The organism is Ramlibacter sp. Leaf400, from assembly GCF_001424545.1.
In the GTDB taxonomy this organism is placed as follows: domain Bacteria; phylum Pseudomonadota; class Gammaproteobacteria; order Burkholderiales; family Burkholderiaceae_C; genus Ramlibacter.
In genome coordinates this window covers 206,191-226,821 of sequence record NZ_LMQL01000008.1, presented here as the reverse complement: position 1 = coordinate 226,821, position 20,631 = coordinate 206,191, and the positions used below count along the sequence as shown (strand labels likewise).

The window sequence follows — 20,631 nt, the reverse complement described above, 5'->3', positions numbered from 1 at the left end:
CGCCTGGCCCGCCGCTAGCCCTCGGCGAAGCCCAGCACCCGCTCCACCCATCGCGGCCGCTGCACGGTGTGCAGCTGCATCTGGCTGCCCATGAGGGTGGCGACCAGCCGCGGGCCGCCTTCGTGGGCATCGCAACCGTCGATCAGCAGGGCCACGTCGGCCATGAAGACCGCGTGGCGCAGGTTGTCCAGGCTGCGCGCATAGCGGGACAGCAGCTTGTGCGAAGGCACCCCATGGCCGCCCTCGCGCACCCGCTGGTTGACCCGCTGCAGCAGCTTGCGCGGCTCGTCCAGTGCCATCGCATAGAGCACCACCTCGAAACCCAGCGTGCGCGCCTGTGCGATCAGCGCCACCCGCGACGGGTGGGAGAACGCGGTCTCGGTGGCGAAGGAGGCCTGCTGGCGCAGCAGCGCCTGCCACTGGGCATCGGCCCACTCGCGCGCGGCCGCGGCCCGCGCCTGCGGGTCGTCCAGGTGCTGCAGCTGGGACGCCGAGTGCGCCTGGGCGTCGATGAACGGCAGGCCGGGATAGCGCGGCGCCACCAGGTAGTGGTACAGCGCCGTCTTCCCGACCCCGTGCGGCCCCGCGATCAGGTGCAGGACCGGCATCGGCCTGGCCTCATGCGGACTTGCGTCCTTTCCCGCGGCCGGCCCGCGTCTTGTTGCCGGCGACGGCGTCCTGCGCGCGCGCCGACAGCGCTCCCGACTTGGACAGGGCCAGCACGTGGGCCTGCAGGTCGTCCAGCTCCGGCGAGACCGCCATGGCCTCCCGGGGTGCGCCGTAGGCGGCCCGCTCCTGGCGGGCGATCAGGGCCCGGCTGTCGCTGGTGGACAGCCCGGCGTGCTCCAGCGCCATGCCCAGCGTGGCCCAGTACTCGACCTGGCTGGCCACCGAACGGCGCATGGTCTGGGCCGCCTCGCGCGCCTGGTTGACGAGGCCGGCCGGCAGCTTGACGGAAACATAGGCAGGTGTTTCGGAGGACATGGTCGGCTCCCGGGGAAAGCGTCGGAATGGCGCATGTTACGCCATAACGCGCCATTTTCGCAGTGCCCGGCCTGCGCCCGCGGCGCAGGAGCGCAGGCGGGCATGACCGGGGTTCTACAATCGCCCACCCCAACGGAACGGCCCGCTTTTTCGCGTGCCGTCAGAGGAGACAACTGCCGATGCCCCCCATGGAATCCACGAATTCGGCCGAGAAACGCGCCGAACTCCGCCAGGCCGCACTCGAGTACCACGAGTACCCCACGCCGGGGAAGGTGGCGATCCACGCCACCAAGCAGCTGATCAACCAGCACGACCTGGCCCTGGCCTATTCGCCGGGCGTGGCGGCCCCCTGCGAGGAGATCGTCAAGGACCCGGCGGCGGCATTCCGCTACACCGCGCGCGGCAACCTGGTGGCGGTGATCACCAACGGCACCGCCGTGCTGGGCCTGGGCGACATCGGCCCGCTCGCCTCCAAGCCGGTGATGGAAGGCAAGGGTGTCCTGTTCAAGAAGTTCGCCGGCATCGACGTCTTCGACATCGAGATCAACGAAAAGGACAACCTCGACAAGCTGGTCGACGTGATCGCGGCGCTGGAGCCCACGTTCGGCGGCATCAACCTCGAGGACATCAAGGCGCCGGACTGCTTCTACGTGGAGCGCAAGCTGCGCGAGCGCATGAAGATCCCGGTCTTCCACGACGACCAGCACGGCACCGCCATCGTGGTCGGCGCGGCCATCCTCAACGGTCTGAAGGTGGTGGGCAAGGAGCTGTCCAAGGTCAGGCTGGTGACGTCGGGCGCCGGCGCCGCGGCACTCGCCTGCCTGAACCTGCTGGTCAAGCTAGGGCTGCCGCGCGAGAACATCTTCGCCACCGACCTGGCCGGCGTGGTCTACGAAGGCCGCAAGGAACTGATGGACGAGGACAAGGTGCAGTTCGCGCAGAAGACCTCGGCCCGCACCCTGGCCGAGGTGGTCGAGGGCGCCGACATCTTCCTGGGGCTTTCGGCCAGCGGCGTGCTCAAGCCGGCGATGGTCAAGACCATGGCCAAGAATCCGCTGATCCTGGCACTGGCCAACCCCAATCCGGAAATCATGCCGGAGGACGCCCTGGCGGTGCGGCCCGACGCCATCCTGGCCACCGGCCGCACCGACTACCCGAACCAGGTCAACAACGTCCTGTGCTTCCCCTACATCTTCCGCGGCGCGCTCGACTCGGGCGCCACCACCATCACGGTGGAGATGGAGATCGCGGCGGTCCACGCCATCGCCGAACTGGCCCAGGCCGAGCAGAGCGAGGTGGTTGCCGCCGCCTACGCCGGGCAGAAGCTGGCTTTCGGACCGGAGTACCTGATCCCCAAGCCGTTCGATCCGCGGCTGATGATGAAGATCGCGCCGGCCGTGGCCCAGGCCGCGGTGGACAGCGGCGTGGCGGCGCGGCCGGTCAAGGACATGGACGCCTACCGGGAACGCTTGCAAAGCTTTGTCTACGCATCGGGCACGACGATGAAGCCGATCTTCACGGCGGCCAAGGGCGCCGCCCGCAAGCGGGTGGCGTACTGCGAAGGCGAGGAAGAGCGCGTGCTGCGGGCCGCGCAGATCGTCGTGGACGAGGGCGTGGCGCGCCCCACCATCATCGGCCGGCCGGCGGTGATCGCCCAGCGCATCGAGAAGTTCGGGCTGCGCCTGCAGGAAGGGCGCGACTACGATATCGTCAACGTCGAGCAGGACGACCGCTACCGCGACTTCTGGCAGACCTACCACCGCATGACCGAGCGCAAGGGCGTGACCATGCAGATGGCCAAGATCGAGATGCGCCGGCGGCTGACCCTGATCGGCGCCATGCTGCTGCACAAGGAGCAGGTCGACGGGATGATCTGCGGCACCTGGGGCACCACCCCCATGCACCTGCAGTACATCGACCAGGTGATCGGCAAGCGCGAGGGCGTGTGCACCTATGCCTGCATGAACGGGCTGGTCCTGCCCAACCGCCAGGTTTTCCTGGTCGACACCCACGTGAACTACGACCCCACGGCCGCGCAACTGGCGGAGATCACCGTGATGGCGGCCGAGGAAATGATGAGATTCGGCCTCAAGCCCAAGGCCGCGCTGCTGTCGCATTCCAACTTCGGCTCCAGCAACCAGCCCAGCGCCGTCAAGATGCGCGACACGCTCCAGCTGCTGCAGACGGCCGCGCCCTGGCTGGAAGTCGACGGCGAGATGCACGGCGACGTGGCGCTGGACGGCGCGTCGCGGGCCCAGCTGATGCCGCACAGCTCGCTGTCGGGCGACGCCAACCTGCTCGTCTGTCCGAACATGGACGCAGCCAACATCTCCTACAACCTGCTGAAGACGGCGGCCGGCGGCAACATCGCCATCGGCCCGGTGCTGCTGGGTGCCGCCAAACCGGTGCATATCCTGACGGCCAGCACGACCGTGCGCCGGATCGTCAACATGACGGCGCTGACCGTCGCTGACGCAAACGCCACGCGACAACACCAGGCGCGACAGCTGGCACTAACTTAGCAGCTCGTCAACCCGGTCCGGAAAGGCCTTGGCGGCTGCCCAAAATTTGGGCAGCCGCTTGCCTTTTGTGACCGGATGGTTCACACTAGCGCGCTTGAATTTCCGGGTTAACCCGAGGGCTGCCAAGCTTTCGAGACGACCCGGACGGCGTCCGCAAGGTCACCCCAGAAGGTCCGAAGTTGTTCATGGCGCGTGTCGCCGCCCTCAAGTCAGCGCTCACCAGCGTCTTGGTCGCGGCCTCTCTGGCCGGCCCCGTGCCGGCGGCAGCCAAGGGCCCGACGGAACGCCCCGCCGACGGCGCGGTTTCCACCATCCGGTGGACCGAAATGCCGCGGCAAGGCCGGGAAACCTACGAACTGATCCGCCAGGGCGGACCGTTCCCGTACGACAAGGACGGCTCGGTGTTCTTCAACCGCGAGCGTTCGCTCCCGGCCGCAAAACGCGGCTACTGGCGCGAATACACCGTGAAGACGCCGGGATCGCGCGACCGGGGGGCCCGGCGCATCGTGTGCGGCGGCCCGCCCCGGCAGCCGGACGACTGCTACTACACCGCTGACCACTACGCCAGTTTTCGCAAGATCGTGGAGTGAACCTGAAATGAAGCGGGACCTGTTTTTGACATCCATGGAAAGAGACGCGGAGATGGATCGATCCCTTCGCCCTGACATCGCCGAGACGCCGCTCAAGGGCGTGCGCAGCAACATCGTGCAGTCCATCCGCGCCTTCCGCGTGCAGGACCTGCAGGACACCGCCCGCGCCGTGGGCCAGCACTTCCTGTACGCCAACCTGGCCAACGCCCAGAGCAAGCAGGACGTTCTCGACCTGATCGCCCAGCAGTTCATGCTGCCGGCCCACTTCGGCAAGAACTTCGACGCCCTGTACGACTGCATGACCGACCCGCTGCACAAGTCGGGTCCGCAGCCGGGCTTCATCGTGGTGCTGGAGCAGATCCCGGCCACGGCCAAGTTCGACAAGGAAGCGCGAGAGCAGCTCCTGGACATCTTCCGCGACACGGCCGACTACTGGGCCGACCGGAAGATCCCATTCAGATGCTTCTATTCTTTTCTGTAGCCCGTTCTGCACAAGCTGGCCAAGCAGAACGGGCGACCGAGGCCCAGGGCACCGAAGCCGCACTCGCGGCGCCCGCCATCACCGAAACCGGCGAGAAGATGCCGACCGACAAGCTGGTCGACGTCTCGCCCCTGGCGCTGCGCATGAGCAGCCCCTTCAACGCAGGCTACTGGCTGGCGGCGGCATAAACAGCCGCCACTCCCGCGGAGGCGGGACCCCAGTGCTTTCGAATCCCCGCCCCGGCGGGGATTTTTCTTTGGGGGTGTCGGCGCTTACCGGAGGCGCGCCGCGAGCGCCAGGTACTCGTCCACCGGCACCTCCTCGGCCCGCCGCTGGACGTCGAAATCCCCAGCGGCACCCCTCTGCTCGAGCCACCGCCCCAGCGTGTGCCGCAGCAGCTTGCGCCGCTGGCTGAAGGCGACCTGCACCAGCTCGGACAGCAGCTCGGGATCGACCGGCGCGGGCGCCTTGCGCGGCACCATGCGCACCACCGCGCTGTCGACCTTGGGCGGCGGATCGAAGGCTTCGGGCGGCACCGCCAGCACGTCCTCCATCTCGTAGCGCCACTGCAGCATCACCGACAGCCGCCCGTAGTCCGCCGTCGAGGGGGAGGCGACCATCCGGTCGACCACTTCCTTCTGCAGCATGAAGTGCTGGTCCTCGATGACGTCCACGAACTGCAGCAGGTGGAACAGGATGGGCGTGGAGATGTTGTAGGGCAGGTTGCCCACCACGCGCAGTCGCCGCACGGCGAGGCGCCCGGCCAGGCCGGCGAAGTCCACCTGCAGCACGTCGGACTCGACCACCTCCAGCTGCGGGTGCTGGCGCAGCCGCGCGGCCAGGTCGCGATCGAGTTCGATGACGGCCAGCCGGCCCAGCCGCTCCACCAGCGGCTGAGTCAGCGCGGCCAGGCCCGGGCCGATCTCCACCATGGCCTGGCCCGGCCGCGGCGCGATCTCGCGCACGATCGCATCGATGACCGAGAGGTCGGCCAGGAAGTGCTGGCCGAAACGTTTGCGGGGGCGGTGGTCCAACTACTGCGGCGGTTCGCGCAGGTCGACGAAGGCGCGGCCGCGGATGTCCTGGGCCCACTGGGCATAGGCCTCGTCGAGCTTCTTCTCGCGAACTACGTTGCGGGCGGCCTCGCGCTGCTCGCGCGGGGACAGGGCGGCGGTGCGGCGCTCCAGCAGCTGCACCAAATGGACGCCGAAGCGCGAGACCAGCGGATCGGCGATCTGGCCCGGCGAGAGGGCGTTGAGCGCGTCCTCGAACTCGGGCACGAACATGCCGGGCGACGCCCAGCCCAGGTCGCCGCCGCGCTGCGCGCTGGCGTCCTGCGAGAACTCGCGCGCCAGCTGAGCGAAGTCGGCCTGGCCGGCCTGCACGCGCCGCCGGTAGTCGGCCAGCCGCTCGCGCGCCGCCGCCTCCGTCAGCTGAGGGCCGGGCCGCAGCAGGATGTGGCGGGCATGCTGCTGGGTGACCGTCGCGCCCGGGAGGCCGCCGCGGCGCTTGTCCACCACCTTGAGCACGTGGAAGCCCGCGCCGGAACGCAACACGTTGCTCACGCCGCCCTGCGGCAGCGCCTGCACCGCCTCGACGAACAGCGGCGGGTAGCGGTCGGCGGCGCGCAGCCCCATGAGGCCGCCGCTCTGCGCGGCACCGGGCGCGTCGGAGGACTCGCGCGCGAGCAGGGCGAAGTCTTCGCCGGCGCGCGCTCGTTCCAGCACCCGCTCGGCCTTGGCCCGCGCTTCGCGCACCTGCTGCTCGCCCGCGTTCTCCGGCACGGCCACCAGGATGTGGCCCAGGTTGAACTCCACCGGCCCCTCGGTGGAGGCCGCCTGCTCGCGCAGGTACTGCTCGACGTCCTGGTCGGTGACCTTGACGCGCTGGTCGACTTCGCGCTCGCGCAGGCGCCCCAGCAGCAGCTGGTTGCGCAGGTCCTCGCGGAACGCGGTCACGTCGATGCCTTCGGCGGGCAGGCGCCGGCGCAGCTGCGCGACGTCCATGTCGTTCTGGCGGGCGAAGTTCTGCTCGGCCTGGTCCACCATCGCATCGCTCACGCGGATGCCGACCTCCCGCGCGAACTGCAGCTGCGCCTTCTCGCTGATCAGGCGCTCCAGCACCAGGCGGGTGAGTTCGGGCCGCGGCGGCAGGGCCGCGCCCTGCTGGGTGAGCTGCCGCTCGAAGCGCACGAGGCGCGTGCGCACCTCGGTGTTGGTGATCGGCTCGGAATTGACGACCGCCACGATGAAGTCGGCCGAGCGCTGTGCGCCCGAAGGCGCCGGACGGCCGCCGCCGATGGAGGGCGAGGCGCGCAGCTGGGCCTGCGCCGGCGGCGTGGCCGCCGCGGCGGCAGCCAGGGCGAGGAGGAGGGCGCGGACATTCATGGGACGCGGATCTCAGTCGTAGTTGGTGAAGCGGCTGGGCGGCGGCAGGTTGGGGTCGCGCAGCAGCTGGTAGCGCGGGATATTCTGGCGCAGAGTGCCCAGCGCGTTCGAGCCCAGGCGGCTGAAGCCGACGAACTCCAGCTGGAACATGATGCGCTTGCTCGAACTGTTGATGTTGCTCTGCAGGCGCTCGACCACCACGCGGCCGATCCAGCAGCAGGCGTCGTACTCCACGCCCAGCACCGTGTCGACGACGCGGCGGTCGCGCAGGCTGAAGTTCAGGCGCCCCACCGAGTACCAGCGGCCCCCGCCCTGGCCCCGTCCCGCGCCGAGTTCCTGCCCGCGGTCGCCCCACAGGTCGTTCAGCGGCCACTGCCAGCCCACGTCGATCTGCTCCGAGAAATCGCGCTGCAGGCGGTAGGCGGCGCTGACCACGCGGTAGGGGCTGGGGTGGTAGCGGCCGCCCACGGTGACGCGCTCCGAGCGGCGCGTCTTGGGGTTGTACTGCACGGTGCCGTCGAAGGCCCAGCGCGGGTCCCAGCTGAGCGTCGTGCCGAACAGCAGGTCCGACAGGCGCTCGCTCACCGGCTGGCCGCCCGGCAGCGTGACCAGCTGGTCCTTGAAGCGCAGGCGCTGGGCGATGGCGAACTTCGCGGCCTCGGCGCCGGTGTCGGGGTCGATCAGCCGCGTGGTCGCGCCCACGGTCAGCAGATTGTTGTCGGCGATGCGGTCCTGCCCGCCGAACGAGTTCTCCGTGAAGATCGTGGCGAAGTTGAAGTCGTTGAAGCCCGAGTCGTAGTTGGGCAGCAGCGACTGGTCGCGAAAGGGCGTGTAGACGTAGAACGCGCGCGGCTCCAGCGTCTGGACGAAATCGCGGCCGAAGAAGCGGGTCGGGCGCTCGAAGACCAGGCCGCTGTCCACGCTGTAGATCGGCAGCGTGCGCGAAGCGTTGCGGCTGCCGTCGACCAGCGGTGCGTCGAAGTTGTAGTTCGTGCTGTGCAGTTGCGCCCGCGGGATCACGAACCAGCCCGGCGCCTGCCACGGCCGCTGCAGCACGCCGAGCACGTAGCTGCGCTGCGCATTCGGCTGGCGGGTCAGCTCTCGCACGGACTGGAACCGTGTCGTGTTCAGGTCGACCGTGCTCTCCAGCCCCAGCGGAAGATCCTGCCGCGTGTGACGCGCCAGCAGCTGCGGCAGCTGGTCGTAAGGCGGCGTGATGGGCGACGTCACGTCCTGCAGCGTCTGCCACTTCAGGGTGCGGGCCGACGCGTACCAGTTGCCGATGCTCCACCCCAGGATGGCGTCGCTGGCCAACAGGCGCTGGGTGAGCGAGGCACTGGTGCGCGAAAAGTCGCGCCAGTAGTTGTCGTCGCTGACCCGGTTGAGGTTCAGGTACAGGCCGGTGGTCCCGAAGTCCGGCCCGCTCGCCAGCGTGCCGTCGTGCCGCAGGTGGTACCCCCAGCGGTCGCGGTCGCGCAGCCGGTCGGTCGGCATGTAGTTGGCCTGGATCTCACCGCGGTACAGGTTCTCCAGGTACCGGAACTCCGCTCCCAGGTCCACGCCGCGCTTGGACATCAGCGTCGGGTAGAACGTCGCGTCGCGGTTGGGCGCGATGTCCCAGTAGTACGGCTGCCGGACCTCGAACCCGTTGGTGCTGTCCAGGCCGACCATGGGCGGCAGCAGGCCCGACTTGCGCTTGTCCGACAGCGGGAAGCTCAGCTGCGGCAACGGCAGGATCGGCACGTTGTAGAAGCTGAGCACCGCGCCGCTGGCGACGCCGACCTCTTCCTCCTGGTCCAGCCGCAGGCCGCCCGCGCGCAGGATCCAGGCCGGCATCCAGCCCGGGTAGTCCTCGCGCTGGCAGGTGGTGTAGGTGGCCTCGTGCACGACCAGGCGGCTCTCGTCGATGAAGTCGACCCGTGAAGCCTGACCGTAGGCGTCGTTGCGCAGGAACCGGTAGTTGGGCTGGGTGAAGAACCCTTCGAAGGCTTCGACTTCCAGCTCGAGGTAGGGGCCCTCGAACACGTTGCCCGCGCGGTTGATCCGCACATTGCCGCGCGCCTTGGCCAGATCGTCGGGCTGCCAGTAGTCCAGCCGGTCCGCCCGGATGACCGTGTCGCCGCGCCTCAGTTCGGCACGGCCCTCGATCGCCGTGTCCAGGTCGGGGCGGCCGGTGATGCGATCGCCGAAGATGAAGCTGGGCTGCTGCCGGCGCACGTCACCCGGGACGCTCTCGCGCAGCAGGGGCGTGGACTTGAGGTCAACCGGCGCCGAAGACTGCGGCGATTGCGCCCAGCTGCCGCCATGGACCGCCCCGAGGGCGGCCAACGCGAGCGGCGTGAGCGGGAAACGTACGCGCGAGGTCCTGGTCGGGTTCAAGGCTGTCCGGGTCTTCTGCCACGCGGCGCCTTGAAGGGCGGACACAGGGGCGTTTGTAGAATGGATTATCCATGAGCGATCCCTTCTCCCCCCCGGCGCCGAGCGCCGGCACGGCCTGCGCCGTGCACTGGGAAGACCCCCGACGCGAACAAGCCTTCGGCCAATGGCTGCAGGGCATCGCACCCCGGCACGGTCTTGATCCCGCCACCGTGCGTCCCGCGTCCGCGGACGCGAGCTTCCGCCGCTACCTGCGCGTGGACGGCGCCCAGGGCAGCCGCATCGTGATGGATGCGCCGCCCGACAAGGAGGACTGCAAGCCCTTCGTCCACGTGGCCCGGCTCATGCAGGACGCCGGCCTGCTGGTGCCGCGCGTGCTCGAGTGGGACGAGGCGCCCGGCTTCATGCTGCTGGAAGATCTGGGGCGCCAGACCATGATCGACGTGGTCGATGCGGCCCAGCCCCAGGCCAACCTGCCGCTGTACCTGCGGGCGGTCGACGCGCTGATCGCCTGGCAGCTGGCCTCGCGGCCCGGCGAACTGCCGCCGTATGACGAAGCGCTGCTGATGCGCGAGCTGTCGCTGTTCCCGGACTGGTACCTGGCGCGCCATCGCGGCGTGGCGGTGGAAGGCAAGGTGCGCGAGACGCTGGACCAGGCCTTCCGCCTGATCGTGCGCCACAACCTGTCGTCGGCGTCCGTCCACGTGCATCGCGACTTCATGCCCCGCAACCTGATGATGCCGGCCGACCCCGCGGAGCCCCGCCTGGGCGTGCTCGATTTCCAGGACGCGGTGCACGGTCCCATCACCTACGACATCGCCAGCCTGATGCGCGACGCCTTCCTCAGCTGGGACGAGGAGTTCGTGCTCGACGTCACCGTGCGCTACTGGGAGAAGGCCCTCAAGGCCGGCCTGCCGGTGAACCAGGACTTCGGCGAGTTCTACCGGGCGGTCGAGTGGATGGGCCTGCAGCGTCACCTGAAGGTGGCCGGCATCTTCGCGCGGCTGACGCTGCGCGACGGCAAGCCCAAGTACCTGGCGGACACGCCGCGCTTCATCGCCTACATCCGCGCCACCGCCGGGCGCTACCGCGAGCTGGCGCCGCTGCTGCGGCTGGTCGACGGGATCGAAGGCACGCAGGCGGCCTCCGGCTACGCCTTCGGGCGCCTCTGAACCGCATGGGTCCGCGCCTGCACTGCCCGGTGCCGCTGCAGGAAGGCGCGGTCCTCGAACTCCCCGCCACGGCCGCACGCCACGTGCAGGTCCTGCGCCTGCAGCCAGGCGAGGGCGTCACGCTGTTCGACGGGCGGGCCGGCGAGTGGTCGGCGACCGTGGAACGCATGGGCCGCAGCGAGGTGCTGGTGCGCATCGGCCCGCATCGGGCCGTGGAGCGCGAGCCGCAGGCGCAGGTCCACCTGGCCCTGGGCGTGCCGGCCAACGAACGCATGGACTGGCTGGTGGAGAAGGCCGCCGAACTCGGCGCCGCCAGCGTGCAGCCGCTCGTCACCGAGCGCAGCGTGCTGCGCCTGCAGGGCGAGCGCGCGCTCAAGAAGCAGGCGCACTGGCAGGCGATCGCCGCCGCGGCCTGCGAGCAATGCGGCGGCAACCGCGTGCCGCTCGTGCATCCGATCGCCGACCTGGCGGGATGGGCGCCGCCGGCCGGGCTGCAACGCCGAGTGCTGTCCCTGGCCCCCGATGCGCGGCCTTTGCAAGCTGCGCGCGGCAACGGTCCGCTGCTGCTGCTCTCCGGCCCCGAGGGCGGCCTGTCGCCTCGCGAGCTGGAGCGCGCGCTCGACGCGGGCTTCGAGCCCGTGACGCTGGGCCCGCGCGTGCTGCGGGCCGAAACCGCACCGCTGGCCGCGCTGGCGGCGCTGACGCTCACCGCGGCACCGGCCGCTTCCCCATGAACCGATCCTTGTGGCTCCTGGCCGCCTGCCAGGGCCTCTACCTCACCAACAACGTCACCTTCATCGCCATCAACGGGCTGGTGGGGCTGGCGCTCGCGCCGCTGGGCTGGATGGCGACGCTGCCGGTGATGGGGTACGTGGTCGGCGGCGCACTGTCGACGGGGCTGGTCGCACGCACGCAGCAGCGCTGGGGCCGCCAGCGCTCGTTCCAGGCCGGCCTGCTGGTGGCGGCCCTGTCGGCCCTGCTGTGCGCCTATGCGGCCGTGAGCCGCAATTTCTGGCTGCTCTGCCTGGCCACCGTGGTGGCCGGCTACTACAACGCCAACGCCGGCCTGTACCGCTTCGCCGCCGCCGAACTGGTGGACGCGCCCGCGCGCGAGAAGGCGGTGTCGATGGTGATGGCCGGCGGCCTGCTGGGCGCGGTGGTCGGGCCCAACCTGGCCGCACGCACGCGCGACCTCTTCGCCGTGCCGTTCGCGGGGGCCTACCTCGCGCTGGCGGTCGTCGCGCTGCTGTCCATGGTGCTGATGTCGTTCCTGCGCTTTCCGGCGCCACCCGCGCGCGCCGGGCAGCCCGCCAGCCGTCCCCTGGCCGAGCTGATGCGCCAGCCCACCTTCATCGTGGCGGCGGCCGCGGGGGCCCTGAGCTTCGGCGTGATGAACCTGCTGATGGCGGCCACGCCGATCGCCATGCAGCAATGCGGGCTGCCGTTCTCCGACGCGGCGCTGGTGCTCGAATGGCACGTGATCGGCATGTTCGCACCGGGCTTCTTCACCGGCAGCCTGATCAAGCGCTTCGGCGCGCTGCCCATCATGGGCGTGGGCGTGCTGCTCAACCTGGTCTGCATCGCGGTGGCGCTGTCGGGCCTGGACCTGCACCAGTTCCTGGTCGCCCTGTTCGTGCTCGGCGTGGGCTGGAACTTCCTTTTCACCGGCAGCACCACGCTGTCGCTCTCGACCTACCGGCCCGAGGAGAAGGACAAGGCGCAGGCCGCGCTCAACTTCTTCGTCATGTTCACGCTGGCCCTGACCTCGCTGGCCTCGGGCGTGCTGGTGACGACCCAGGGCTGGGCATTGCTCAACTGGGGGTCGGTGGTGCCGGTGGCGATCACCGCGCTGGCACTGGGCTGGCTGGCGCTGCACCGGCGCCGGACCGCGGCGGCGGCGGCCTAGCAGCGCTCGTCCAGCCAGTGCTGGAGGCAGTCGAACACCGGCTGCGCCTCCTGCTCGTTGAAGATCTCGTGGTAGAGGCCGTCGAAGCACCGGGTGGTGACCCGGTCGGCCGGCGCCGCGGCGGCGAAGGCGCGGCTGCCGGCGGGGTCGACCAGCCGGTCGGCGCCGGCGTACATCAGCAGCGTGGGCACCTTCCACCGCGACGCCTGCGCCACCACCTCGGACCCGCCCTCGGTGATGTAGCGGGCCAGCCGCGCGCTGATGCGGTCGTGCACCAGGGGATCGGCGAGGTAGGCGCGCTCCACTTCCGGGTCGTGCGAGAGCCAGCGCGTTTGCAGGCCGTTGCCCACGCGCAGGTTGGGCGCGAACCTCGGAAGCGTCCGCAGCAAGAAGCGCCGCCAGCCGCGAACGCGCGTGCCCAGGGCGGGCGAGGAAAGCACCAGCGCGTCGATCGTCCCCGGATGCGCGGCCGCGTACTGCGCGGCCACCAGCCCGCCCATGCTGTGACCGAGCAGGATGAGGGGCAGGCCGTCGGGCGTGCGGGTGCGCGCGGCTTCCACCATCTCACCCAGGTCGTCGAGCAGGCGCGTGTCGCTGGAGAGGGCGCCGCGCGCCCCGCCGGATTCCCCATGCCCGAACTGGTCGTAGCCCCGGACTTCGAATCCCCACTCGGCCAGGCGGCGCGCCACGCGGTCGTAGCGGCCCGCGTGCTCGCCCAGTCCGTGCACCAGCAGCACCACGCCGCGCGGCCGGACGTCGTCCGGCAACGGCCAGTGCTGCACGGCGAGGTTGTCGCCGTCGCTGGCCGTGAACGTGGTCAGGATCGAGGGAGCCGAGCTCATGCCGAGGGCGATCATCGGACGCGGCTGTGCCGCGCCGCATCCGCAGTCACCCTAGCGCGACACGGTCGCGCTCAAGGCATGCGAGCGATCACTTCGGCTACCGCCGCCGTCAGCTTCTTGGCGTATGGCACGTGCAGGAACTCGTTGGGGCCGTGCGCGTTGCTGCGCGGGCCGAGCACGCCGCAGACCATCATCTGCGCGGCCGGGAAGCCCTGGCTGAGCATGCTCATCAGCGGGATGGTGCCGCCCTGGCCGATGTAGCCGCAGGGCGCGCCGAAGTGCGCCTGCGAGGCCGAGTTCAGGGCCTGCTCGAACCAGGACGCGGTGTCGGGCGCGTTCCAGCCGGTGGCCGCGCTGCCCGCATCGAAGGTGACGACCGCCTGGTAGGGCGCGTTGTCCTCCAGCAGCGTCTTGAGCTCCTGCACCGCGGCGGCCGCATCCACCAGCGGCGGCAGGCGCAGCGACAGCTTGAAGGCGGTGTAGGGCCGCAGCACGTTGCCAGCATCCTGAAGCGCGGGGAAGCCTTCCGCGCCGGTCACGGACAGCGTGGGCGTCCAGGTGCGGTTGATCAGCGCCTGCACCGGGTCGGTGGTGGTGGGCAGTGCGGTCTGCACCGAGCCGCCGCAATCGGCGTGCGCCCAGGGGAAGCGCTTGTAGACCTCTTCGCCCAGGATGGCCGCGGTGGCGCGCGCCTGCTCCAGGCGCACCGGGGGCACCTCGCAGTGGAAACTGGCAGGCAGGAGGCGCCCGTTCTTGCTGTCCTCCAGCCGGTCGAGCACCTGCCGCATGATGCGGAAGCTCGACGGCACCAGGCCCGAGGCGTCACCCGAATGCACGCCCTCGGTGAGGATCTGGACCTTCAGCATGCCCGAGGCCATGCCGCGCAGCGAGGTGGTGAGCCACAGCTGGTCGTAGTTGCCGGCGCCCGAATCCAGGCAGATCACCAGGCCCACGTCGCCCAGGCGCGTGCGCAGCGCGTCGACGTAGGGCAGCAGGTCGTAGGAGCCGCTCTCCTCGCAGGTCTCGACCAGGCCGACGATGCGCGGGTGCGGCACCTTCTGGGCCTTGAGCGCCTGCACCGCGGCGATGCTGGCGTAGACCGCGTAGCCGTCGTCGGCGCCACCGCGGCCGTAGAGCTTGCCGTCCTCGTACTTGGGCGTCCACGGGCCCAGGTCGTTGCGCCAGCCGCTGAACTCCGGCTGCTTGTCCAGGTGGCCGTACATCAGCACCGTCTGCGCGGCGCCGGGCCGGGTGGCCTCGACCTCGAAGAACAGCACCGGCGTGCGGCCCGGCAGGCGGACGATCTCCAGCTTCAGGCCTTCGACCTTCTGCGCCTCGACCCAGGCGGCGGCATTGCGCAGGACGGTCTCGATGTGGCCGTGCGCGGCCCAGTCGGCATCGAAGCTGGGCGACTTGGCGGGAATGGCGATGTACTCGGTGAGCTGGCGCACGATGTCGCGGTCCCACTGGTCGCTGGCGTGGGCCAGGGCCTGGGTGGCGTCCAGCAGGGCGCCGGGCATCTCGCGGTGCAGGGGGGCATTCATTCGGGAAGTTCTCCAGGAAGCAGCCCGCCACTGTACGACGGCCGCTAAAGTGCGGCAATTCGAAACCCGGGAGACAGGAGCAGCGGATGAGCAGCAAGGGCGCAATCCACGCCGGCGTGGGCGGCTGGAACTTCGACCCCTGGCGGGACACCTTCTACCCGCCCGGACTTCCCCACAGCCAGGAGCTGCACTGGGCCAGCCGGCGCCTGACCGCCACCGAAGTCAACGGAACGTTCTACAGCACCTTCAAGCCGCCCACCTTCGCCAAGTGGCGCGACGAGACGCCCGACGGCTTCGTGTTCGCGATCAAGGCCCACCGCTCCACCACCAACCGGCGCGAGCTGGGCACGGCGCGCGAGGCGATCGACCGCTTCCTCGGCTCGGGCCTGGACGAACTGGGCGACAAGCTCGGGCCCATCCTGTGGCAGTTCATGCCGACCAAGGCCTTCGATCCGCAGGACCTGGAAGCCTTCCTGTCGCTGCTGCCCGCCCGGCTGGGCAGCCTGCCGCTGCGGCACGTGCTGGAGGTGCGGCACCCCAGCTTCCACAGCGACGAGTACCTGGCCCTCGCACGGCGCTACGGCTGCGTGACGGTGCACACCGATTCGCCCAAGTACCCGCAGATCGCCGACGAGCAGGCGGAGTTCGCCTACCTGCGGCTGATGCAGAGCCAGCCGGAACTGGAGACCGGCTATCCGGCGCCGGCCCTGGACCAGTGGGCGACCGGCGCCCGAGCGTGGGCCGAAGGCGGCCGCGACGCCTACGTGTTCTTCATCAATGGCGCCAAGGAACGCGCGCCGGGCGCGGCCATGGCCTTCCTCGAACGGATCAGCTAGCCGTCGCTTTTGCCGGCGGTCGGCGGGCATGCGCAAGCGTCCTAGCGCAAGAGTAGGAGCCGGATGACATCTGGTTGCTCCCCCAGCGGTCAGGCCCGGCGGTGGCGCCGATGCTCAATGGAGCCCGTTCAAGAATTCACCGCAATCGGGAGCAACAGGCCATGGCCTTCGTATTCGACACCGTGCCCGCCAACCGGGGGCTGATCGACATGGACAATCCGCGCGAAGTCGCCTGGTGGACCAAACGGTTCGCCTGCAACGAGACGCAGCTGCGGGAGGCCGTGGAGCAGGTCGGGCCCAAGGCGGCCCAGGTCGAGCAGCTGCTCGACGGCCAGGAGTACATCCTGACGGTGTGAGCGGCACCGATGCGTGCGTTTCGTACGCGCGCCGGCGGCAGAAACTGACAGCCGGCACGGCTCAGCCGCGCTGAACTGCAGGCCATGTTCCACATGGACCTGCCCTGGTGGGAGTTCGTCGCGCGCGGCGCGGTGATCTACCTTTCATTGCTGGTGCTGGTGCGCCTTTCCGGCAAGCGCACGGTCGGCCAGTTCACTCCGTTCGACCTGGTGGTGATGCTGCTGTTGAGCGAAGCCGTCTCGAACGGACTGTCGGGTGGCGACGAATCGATCACAGGCGGCCTGATCGTCGCGGCCACCCTGATCGGCCTGAACTTCGGTCTGGCCTGGGTCACCTCCCGCTCGCGCCGCGCAGAGGAACTGGTCGAGGGTCGTGAGGTGCTGCTCGGCCGCGACGGCGTGCTCTACGAGGACGTGATGCGCGGCCAGCGCGTGAGCGTCGCGGACCTGCACAAGGTGCTGCGCGAGAACGACTGCATGCTCACCGAGATGCGCTTCGCCTTCCTGGAAGCCGACGGCAGCATCAGCGTGATCAAGCGCTAGAAGCCGAGCCTGCGCGCCAGCGCCGCAGCCAGCCCAGCCCTTCGCTGGTGCCGCCCGGCACGGCGCCGCGCGCCGGCCGGTATTCGCAGCCGATCCAGCCGTCCCAGCCCGAGGCGGCCGCCACTTCGTCGATGGTGCGGAACAGGAACGGATAGTCCAGCTCGCCCGTGTCGGGCTCGTGGCGCTGCGGCACGCCCGCGATCTGGAAGTGGCCGACGCGCCCGGTGGGCAGGTACTGCCGGATCTTCATGGCCAGGTCGCCTTCGACGATCTGGCAGTGGTACAGGTCCATCTGCACCTTGACATGCGGCGCGCCGATCTCGGCCACCAGCGCGTGCGCCTCGTCCTGGCGGTTGAGGAAGAAGCCGGGGATGTCGCGAGGGTTGATCGGCTCCAGCAGCAGTTGCACGCCCGTGCCTTCGCACTGCCGGGCGGCCCATCGCAGGTTGTCGACGTAGGTGGCCCGCAAGTCGTCGTTCGAACGGCCCGGGGGCACCAGCCCCGCCATCACGTGCAGGCGTGGGCACTGCAAGGCCTGGGCGTACTCCAGCGCCTTCGCCAGGCCCGCCCGGAACTCGTCCTGCCGCTGCGGCAGGCAGGCCAGGCCACGTTCACCGGCGGCAAAGTCGCCCGGCGGCGCGTTGAACAGCACCTGCTGCAGGCCATTGCCCCGCAGGCGAGCGACCAGCTCCTGTGCCGGATGCTCGTAGGGAAACAGGAACTCCACGCCCTCGAAGCCGTCCCGTGCCGCCGCCTCGAAGCGGTCGAGGAAGGGCAGCTCCGGATAGAGCATGGAGAGGTTGGCGGCGAATCGCGGCATGTCAGCGCACCGGCAGCTTGACCGCGCCTTCGTTCTCGCGCGCGTAGTCGCGTACCACCTGCTCGAAGCTGGTGTCGGCGGCCAGGCCCAGGCCGCGGGCGCGCTCCCAGCGCACGTCGCCCGGCCAGGTGCTCACCAGGCGCTCGATCGCGGGATCGGGCGTCCAGTCCAGCAGCGCGGCGGCATCGCCGCCCGCCACTTTCTCCAGCGCCGCGGCCATCTCGCCCACCGAAGTGCGCAGCGAGGGCAGGTTGAGCGCGGTGAGCGGGCCCCAGCGCGCGTCGTCGCATTCGGCGGCGCGCACGATGCCTTCGATGGTGCGCGCCGGCGAGGCGAGGGCGACGGACGTCCCGGCCGCCACCGGCACCTGCGCACGGACGCCCGACAGCGGCTCTCGGATCATCCCGGAGAGGAAGCCCGAGGCGGCGCCGTTGGGCCGGCCGGGGCGCACGCTGACGGTCATCAGCCGCACGCTGCGCCCGGTGACGAAGCCCTTGCGCGCGTAGTCGGCCACCAGCTGCTCGCCGATGAATTTCTGGATGCCGTAGCTGCTCTGCGGCGTGGGCAGCGTCTCATCGGTGATCGGCTCGGGCATGGGCCGGCCCGGCTGCTTGCCGAACACGGCGAGCGAACTGGCGAACACGAACACCGGCCGCGAGCCGAGCGCGCGGCAGGCCTCCAGCAGCTGGTGCGTCGCGGCGAAGTTGCTGCGCATGCCCAGGTCGAAGTCGGCCTCGCATTCGCCGCTCACGGCGGCGGCCAGGTGGAAGATGACGTCGGTGTCCGCGGTCGGCAGCTTGCGCGCGGACACCAGCTCCAGCAGGTCGCCGCCCAGGTGCCGCACGCGCGGGTCGGCCGCGAGATCGTCCGGCGGCGGCGCCCGGTCGGTGAGCGTGAGCGAGGTGATCGGGGCCGCCGGCGCGCCGGCCCGCGACAGCTTGCCCGTCTTCAGGAGGGTGCGCGCCAGCCGCGCACCGAGGAAACCGCTTCCGCCGGTGATCAGGATGTTCATGCGGCAAGCATAGCCGTCAGGCCAGGCCGCCCAAGCGCAACAGCAGCCCGGCCGCCGCGCAGGCCAGGATCACCGGGATCACGCCTGCCTTGAAGCGCAGCAGGGCGATGGCCGCGGCGGCGGCGATCGCCAGCGCCACCCCGTCGATGGGCCCTCCGGGCACGGGCAGCGCGATGTGCCGCAGGAAGAAGAGCGCCAGGCTGGCGATGACGCCCACCACGGCCGCCGTCACGCCGGTGAGCGGCGCGGTGAACCGCAGCTGGCCGTGCGTGGCCTCGACCAGCGGTCCGCCCGCCAGGATGAACAGGAACGAGGGCAGGAAGGTGAACCAGGTCACCACGCAAGCCGCCAGCGCACCGCCGAGGAACAGCGCGTCCGGCCCAAGCACCTGGCGCGTCCAGCCGCCCACGAAACCGACGAAGGCCACCACCATGATCAGCGGCCCCGGCGTGGTCTCGCCCAGCGCCAGGCCGTCGATCATCTGCGGGCCGGTAAGCCACTGGAAATGCTCCACCGCACCCTGGTACACGTAGGGCAGCACGGCGTACGCGCCACCGAAGGTGAGCAGCGCGGCCTTGGTGAAGAACCAGCCCATCTGCGCGAGCGTTCCGTCCCCACCCTGCCAGGCGAGCAGCAGCGCCATCGGGACAATCCAGAGCACGGCGCCAACGGCCACCACGAGCGCCAGCCGGGCGCGGCCGAAGCGCGCGTGCTCCGGCGTGGGCGTGTGGTCGTCGATCAGGGCGGGGCCGTGCGAGGCCGAGCTCTCAACATGCGCGCCGCCACCTCTGAACTGATCCGGCCACCGATTCCCGCCCAACGCTCCGACCGCCGCGGCGGCAAGCACGACCCAGGGGAAAGGCACGTGGAGAAACGCGATCGCGACGAAGCTCGCGATGGCCACGGCCCACAGCAACGGCGCCTGCGACGGGCGACGCAGCGTGCGGCCGCCGATGCGCCACACCGCCTGCAGCACGATCGCGGCAACGGCGGGCTTGATGCCGTAGAACACGCCGGCCACCCATTGCACGTCGCCGAACGCCACGTAGACCCAGCTCAGGACGATCAGCAGCAGCAGCGAGGGCAGAACGAACAGCGCGCCGGCCACCACCCCGCCCCAGGTGCGGTGCATCAGCCAGCCGATGTAGGTGGCCAGCTGCTGCGCCTCGGGTCCGGGCAGCAGCATGCAGTAGTTCAGCGCATGCAGGAAACGCCGCTCCGAGATCCAGCGGCGCTGCTCCACCAGCTCGCGGTGCATGATCGCGATCTGCCCCGCAGGCCCACCGAAGCTGATGAAGCCGAGCTTGAGCCAGAAACGCAGCGCCTCGCGGAATGGCACCGGGCTCATGCGGCAATGATCGGCTGGTGAACGGCCCAGGTGTGCGTCTCGCCCTGGCCGGCCATGCACCATTCGAACAGGGCGTCGTACACCGGCAGGGCGGCCGCCAGCATCGCGTGGTCGTCCGCATGCAGTCGCGACAGCCCGAGCGAGACGGCCAGCAGTCCTGCAGCCTGGGGGACGATGCCCAGCCGGGCGGTGTCGGCGCCGCGCACGATGGAGGCGAGCTGCTCCAGGGCCGGCGATCGCAGCTCGAACAGTCGCAGCAGGGCGTCGAAGCTGCAGCGATCACCTTCGTGGCTGACGGGGGCGCCTTCGAGGTCGTAGGCGACGGCGCCGATCCGCTGCGCCTGCTCCAGCACCTCGCCCGCCGGGGCGTAGAAGAACTCCGCGCGAGGATCGACGAACCGGCGGATCAACCAGGGGCAGGCGACGCGGTCGATCTTCGGCCGCGCGCGGGTGATCCAGCGCGAGGCCCTTCGGCCTTCAGCGCCGAACTCAGGGCGCTTGCGGATGCGAACCGGCGCTGACGAGCGCCAGCGTTCGACGTCACCGGCGTCGTCCACGCCCGGCTCGCCGCCCTCGATGCCACCGGCCAGCCAGCGTGCATCCCAGCCTGCCGCCAGCAGCGTGGCCGCGGCTCCACGGCTGACCTCGTGGCCGTAGGCGCAGTACACGACGACGGGCCTGGGCGGCTCGCTCGTGGCTAGCGCGGCCACGCTTTCGGGTGGGCAGTGGCGGGCACCGGCGAGCAGCCGGTCACTGGCCTCGAAGACGGGCGTGCGCCGCACGTCCAGCAGCAACGGTGAGTCGGCGCGGCCGATGCGGGCGGCCAGTCGGGAAGGCTCGAGGCAAGGTAATAGGGTTGCGGTGTCCATGGCTTACTCCAATGCGAGTTGCCAGCGCTTGGACGGGACACCG

At 70.3% G+C, this 20,631-nt stretch carries 20 protein-coding genes; 9 read left to right on the top strand and 11 right to left on the bottom strand.

What is annotated here, in order from left to right:
* Positions 1–14: 14 nt before the first annotated feature.
* Both ASG30_RS07310 and ASG30_RS07305 read right to left on the bottom strand, forming a co-directional pair.
* Positions 15–608, bottom strand: a complete 594-nt coding sequence (locus ASG30_RS07310; protein ID WP_055894456.1) for a zeta toxin family protein — start codon at positions 606–608, stop codon at positions 15–17.
* Positions 609–618: 10 nt separating this feature from the next.
* Positions 619–984: a TA system antitoxin ParD family protein gene (locus ASG30_RS07305; protein ID WP_055894453.1), complete on the bottom strand. Its 366-nt coding sequence runs from the start codon at positions 982–984 to the stop codon at positions 619–621.
* Positions 985–1,172: 188 nt separating this feature from the next.
* On the opposite strand from ASG30_RS07305, the gene ASG30_RS07300 reads away from it, so the two are divergent.
* From ASG30_RS07300 to ASG30_RS07290, 3 genes are all read left to right on the top strand, one after another.
* The gene (locus ASG30_RS07300; RefSeq protein ID WP_156385455.1) at positions 1,173–3,506 is read left to right on the top strand and encodes an NADP-dependent malic enzyme; all 2,334 of its coding nucleotides are present in this window, start codon (positions 1,173–1,175) and stop codon (positions 3,504–3,506) included.
* A gap of 185 nt (positions 3,507–3,691) precedes the next feature.
* Positions 3,692–4,096, top strand: a complete 405-nt coding sequence (locus ASG30_RS07295; RefSeq protein ID WP_055894821.1) for a ribonuclease domain-containing protein — start codon at positions 3,692–3,694, stop codon at positions 4,094–4,096.
* A gap of 52 nt (positions 4,097–4,148) precedes the next feature.
* Complete coding sequence (locus tag ASG30_RS07290) at positions 4,149–4,577, top strand: barstar family protein (RefSeq protein WP_055894446.1); 429 nt, start codon at positions 4,149–4,151, stop codon at positions 4,575–4,577.
* Positions 4,578–4,849: 272 nt separating this feature from the next.
* On the opposite strand, the gene rsmA is transcribed toward ASG30_RS07290, so the two are convergent.
* From rsmA to ASG30_RS07275, 3 genes are read right to left on the bottom strand one after another with little or no spacing between them, the layout of a single operon-like run.
* Positions 4,850–5,611, bottom strand: coding sequence for a 16S rRNA (adenine(1518)-N(6)/adenine(1519)-N(6))-dimethyltransferase RsmA (rsmA, locus tag ASG30_RS07285; protein ID WP_055894444.1), 762 nt, complete (start codon positions 5,609–5,611; stop codon positions 4,850–4,852).
* Positions 5,612–6,964 carry a peptidylprolyl isomerase gene (locus ASG30_RS07280; protein WP_055894441.1) on the bottom strand — a complete coding sequence of 451 codons (1,353 nt, stop codon included), beginning with the start codon at positions 6,962–6,964 and terminating at the stop codon, positions 5,612–5,614.
* A gap of 12 nt (positions 6,965–6,976) precedes the next feature.
* The gene (locus ASG30_RS07275; RefSeq protein ID WP_200947267.1) at positions 6,977–9,343 is read right to left on the bottom strand and encodes an LPS-assembly protein LptD; all 2,367 of its coding nucleotides are present in this window, start codon (positions 9,341–9,343) and stop codon (positions 6,977–6,979) included.
* Positions 9,344–9,414: 71 nt separating this feature from the next.
* Here ASG30_RS07275 and ASG30_RS07270 point away from each other — a divergent pair, with 71 nt between their 5' ends.
* The 3 genes from ASG30_RS07270 to ASG30_RS07260 are packed head-to-tail and all read left to right on the top strand — an operon-like array spanning position 9,415 to position 12,418.
* Positions 9,415–10,512, top strand: a complete 1,098-nt coding sequence (locus ASG30_RS07270) for an aminoglycoside phosphotransferase family protein (RefSeq protein WP_055894440.1) — start codon at positions 9,415–9,417, stop codon at positions 10,510–10,512.
* A 5-nt stretch (positions 10,513–10,517) separates the two neighbouring features.
* Positions 10,518–11,246, top strand: a complete 729-nt coding sequence (locus ASG30_RS07265; RefSeq protein ID WP_055894439.1) for a 16S rRNA (uracil(1498)-N(3))-methyltransferase — start codon at positions 10,518–10,520, stop codon at positions 11,244–11,246.
* Positions 11,243–12,418, top strand: coding sequence for an MFS transporter (locus ASG30_RS07260; protein WP_055894437.1), 1,176 nt, complete (start codon positions 11,243–11,245; stop codon positions 12,416–12,418). The genes ASG30_RS07265 and ASG30_RS07260 overlap by 4 nt, the downstream gene beginning before the upstream one ends.
* Here ASG30_RS07260 and ASG30_RS07255 read toward each other — a convergent pair.
* Both ASG30_RS07255 and ASG30_RS07250 read right to left on the bottom strand, forming a co-directional pair.
* Positions 12,415–13,260, bottom strand: coding sequence for an alpha/beta hydrolase (locus tag ASG30_RS07255; protein WP_055894819.1), 846 nt, complete (start codon positions 13,258–13,260; stop codon positions 12,415–12,417). The two genes, ASG30_RS07260 and ASG30_RS07255, sit on opposite strands and share 4 nt — an antisense overlap.
* A 71-nt stretch (positions 13,261–13,331) precedes the next feature.
* Positions 13,332–14,804, bottom strand: a complete 1,473-nt coding sequence (locus ASG30_RS07250) for a M20 family metallopeptidase (protein ID WP_055894435.1) — start codon at positions 14,802–14,804, stop codon at positions 13,332–13,334.
* An 86-nt stretch (positions 14,805–14,890) separates the two neighbouring features.
* Here ASG30_RS07250 and ASG30_RS07245 point away from each other — a divergent pair, with 86 nt between their 5' ends.
* From ASG30_RS07245 to ASG30_RS07235, 3 genes are all read left to right on the top strand, one after another.
* Entirely contained in the window at positions 14,891–15,640 is a 750-nt protein-coding gene (locus ASG30_RS07245; RefSeq protein ID WP_055894432.1) for a DUF72 domain-containing protein, read from the top strand.
* Positions 15,641–15,801: 161 nt separating this feature from the next.
* Positions 15,802–15,996, top strand: coding sequence for a DUF3606 domain-containing protein (locus ASG30_RS07240; RefSeq protein ID WP_055894429.1), 195 nt, complete (start codon positions 15,802–15,804; stop codon positions 15,994–15,996).
* A gap of 84 nt (positions 15,997–16,080) precedes the next feature.
* Positions 16,081–16,539 carry a DUF421 domain-containing protein gene (locus ASG30_RS07235; protein ID WP_055894428.1) on the top strand — a complete coding sequence of 153 codons (459 nt, stop codon included), beginning with the start codon at positions 16,081–16,083 and terminating at the stop codon, positions 16,537–16,539.
* Here ASG30_RS07235 and otnI read toward each other — a convergent pair.
* Genes otnI through ASG30_RS07215 form a run of 4 tightly spaced genes read right to left on the bottom strand, consistent with a single transcriptional unit; the run spans position 16,529 to position 20,588 of the window.
* The gene (otnI, locus tag ASG30_RS07230; RefSeq protein WP_055894426.1) at positions 16,529–17,359 is read right to left on the bottom strand and encodes a 2-oxo-tetronate isomerase; all 831 of its coding nucleotides are present in this window, start codon (positions 17,357–17,359) and stop codon (positions 16,529–16,531) included. The genes ASG30_RS07235 and otnI overlap by 11 nt on opposite strands.
* 1 nt (position 17,360) lies before the next feature.
* Complete coding sequence (gene denD, locus ASG30_RS07225; protein ID WP_055894420.1) at positions 17,361–18,371, bottom strand: D-erythronate dehydrogenase; 1,011 nt, start codon at positions 18,369–18,371, stop codon at positions 17,361–17,363.
* A 16-nt stretch (positions 18,372–18,387) separates the two neighbouring features.
* Positions 18,388–19,719 (bottom strand): chromate efflux transporter, encoded by a 1,332-nt coding sequence (gene chrA, locus ASG30_RS07220; protein WP_055894418.1) that lies wholly within the window; start codon positions 19,717–19,719, stop codon positions 18,388–18,390.
* Positions 19,716–20,588: a chromate resistance protein ChrB domain-containing protein gene (locus ASG30_RS07215; RefSeq protein WP_055894417.1), complete on the bottom strand. Its 873-nt coding sequence runs from the start codon at positions 20,586–20,588 to the stop codon at positions 19,716–19,718. Before ASG30_RS07215 ends, chrA begins: the two co-directional genes overlap by 4 nt.
* Between the last annotated feature and the right edge of the window lie 43 nt (positions 20,589–20,631).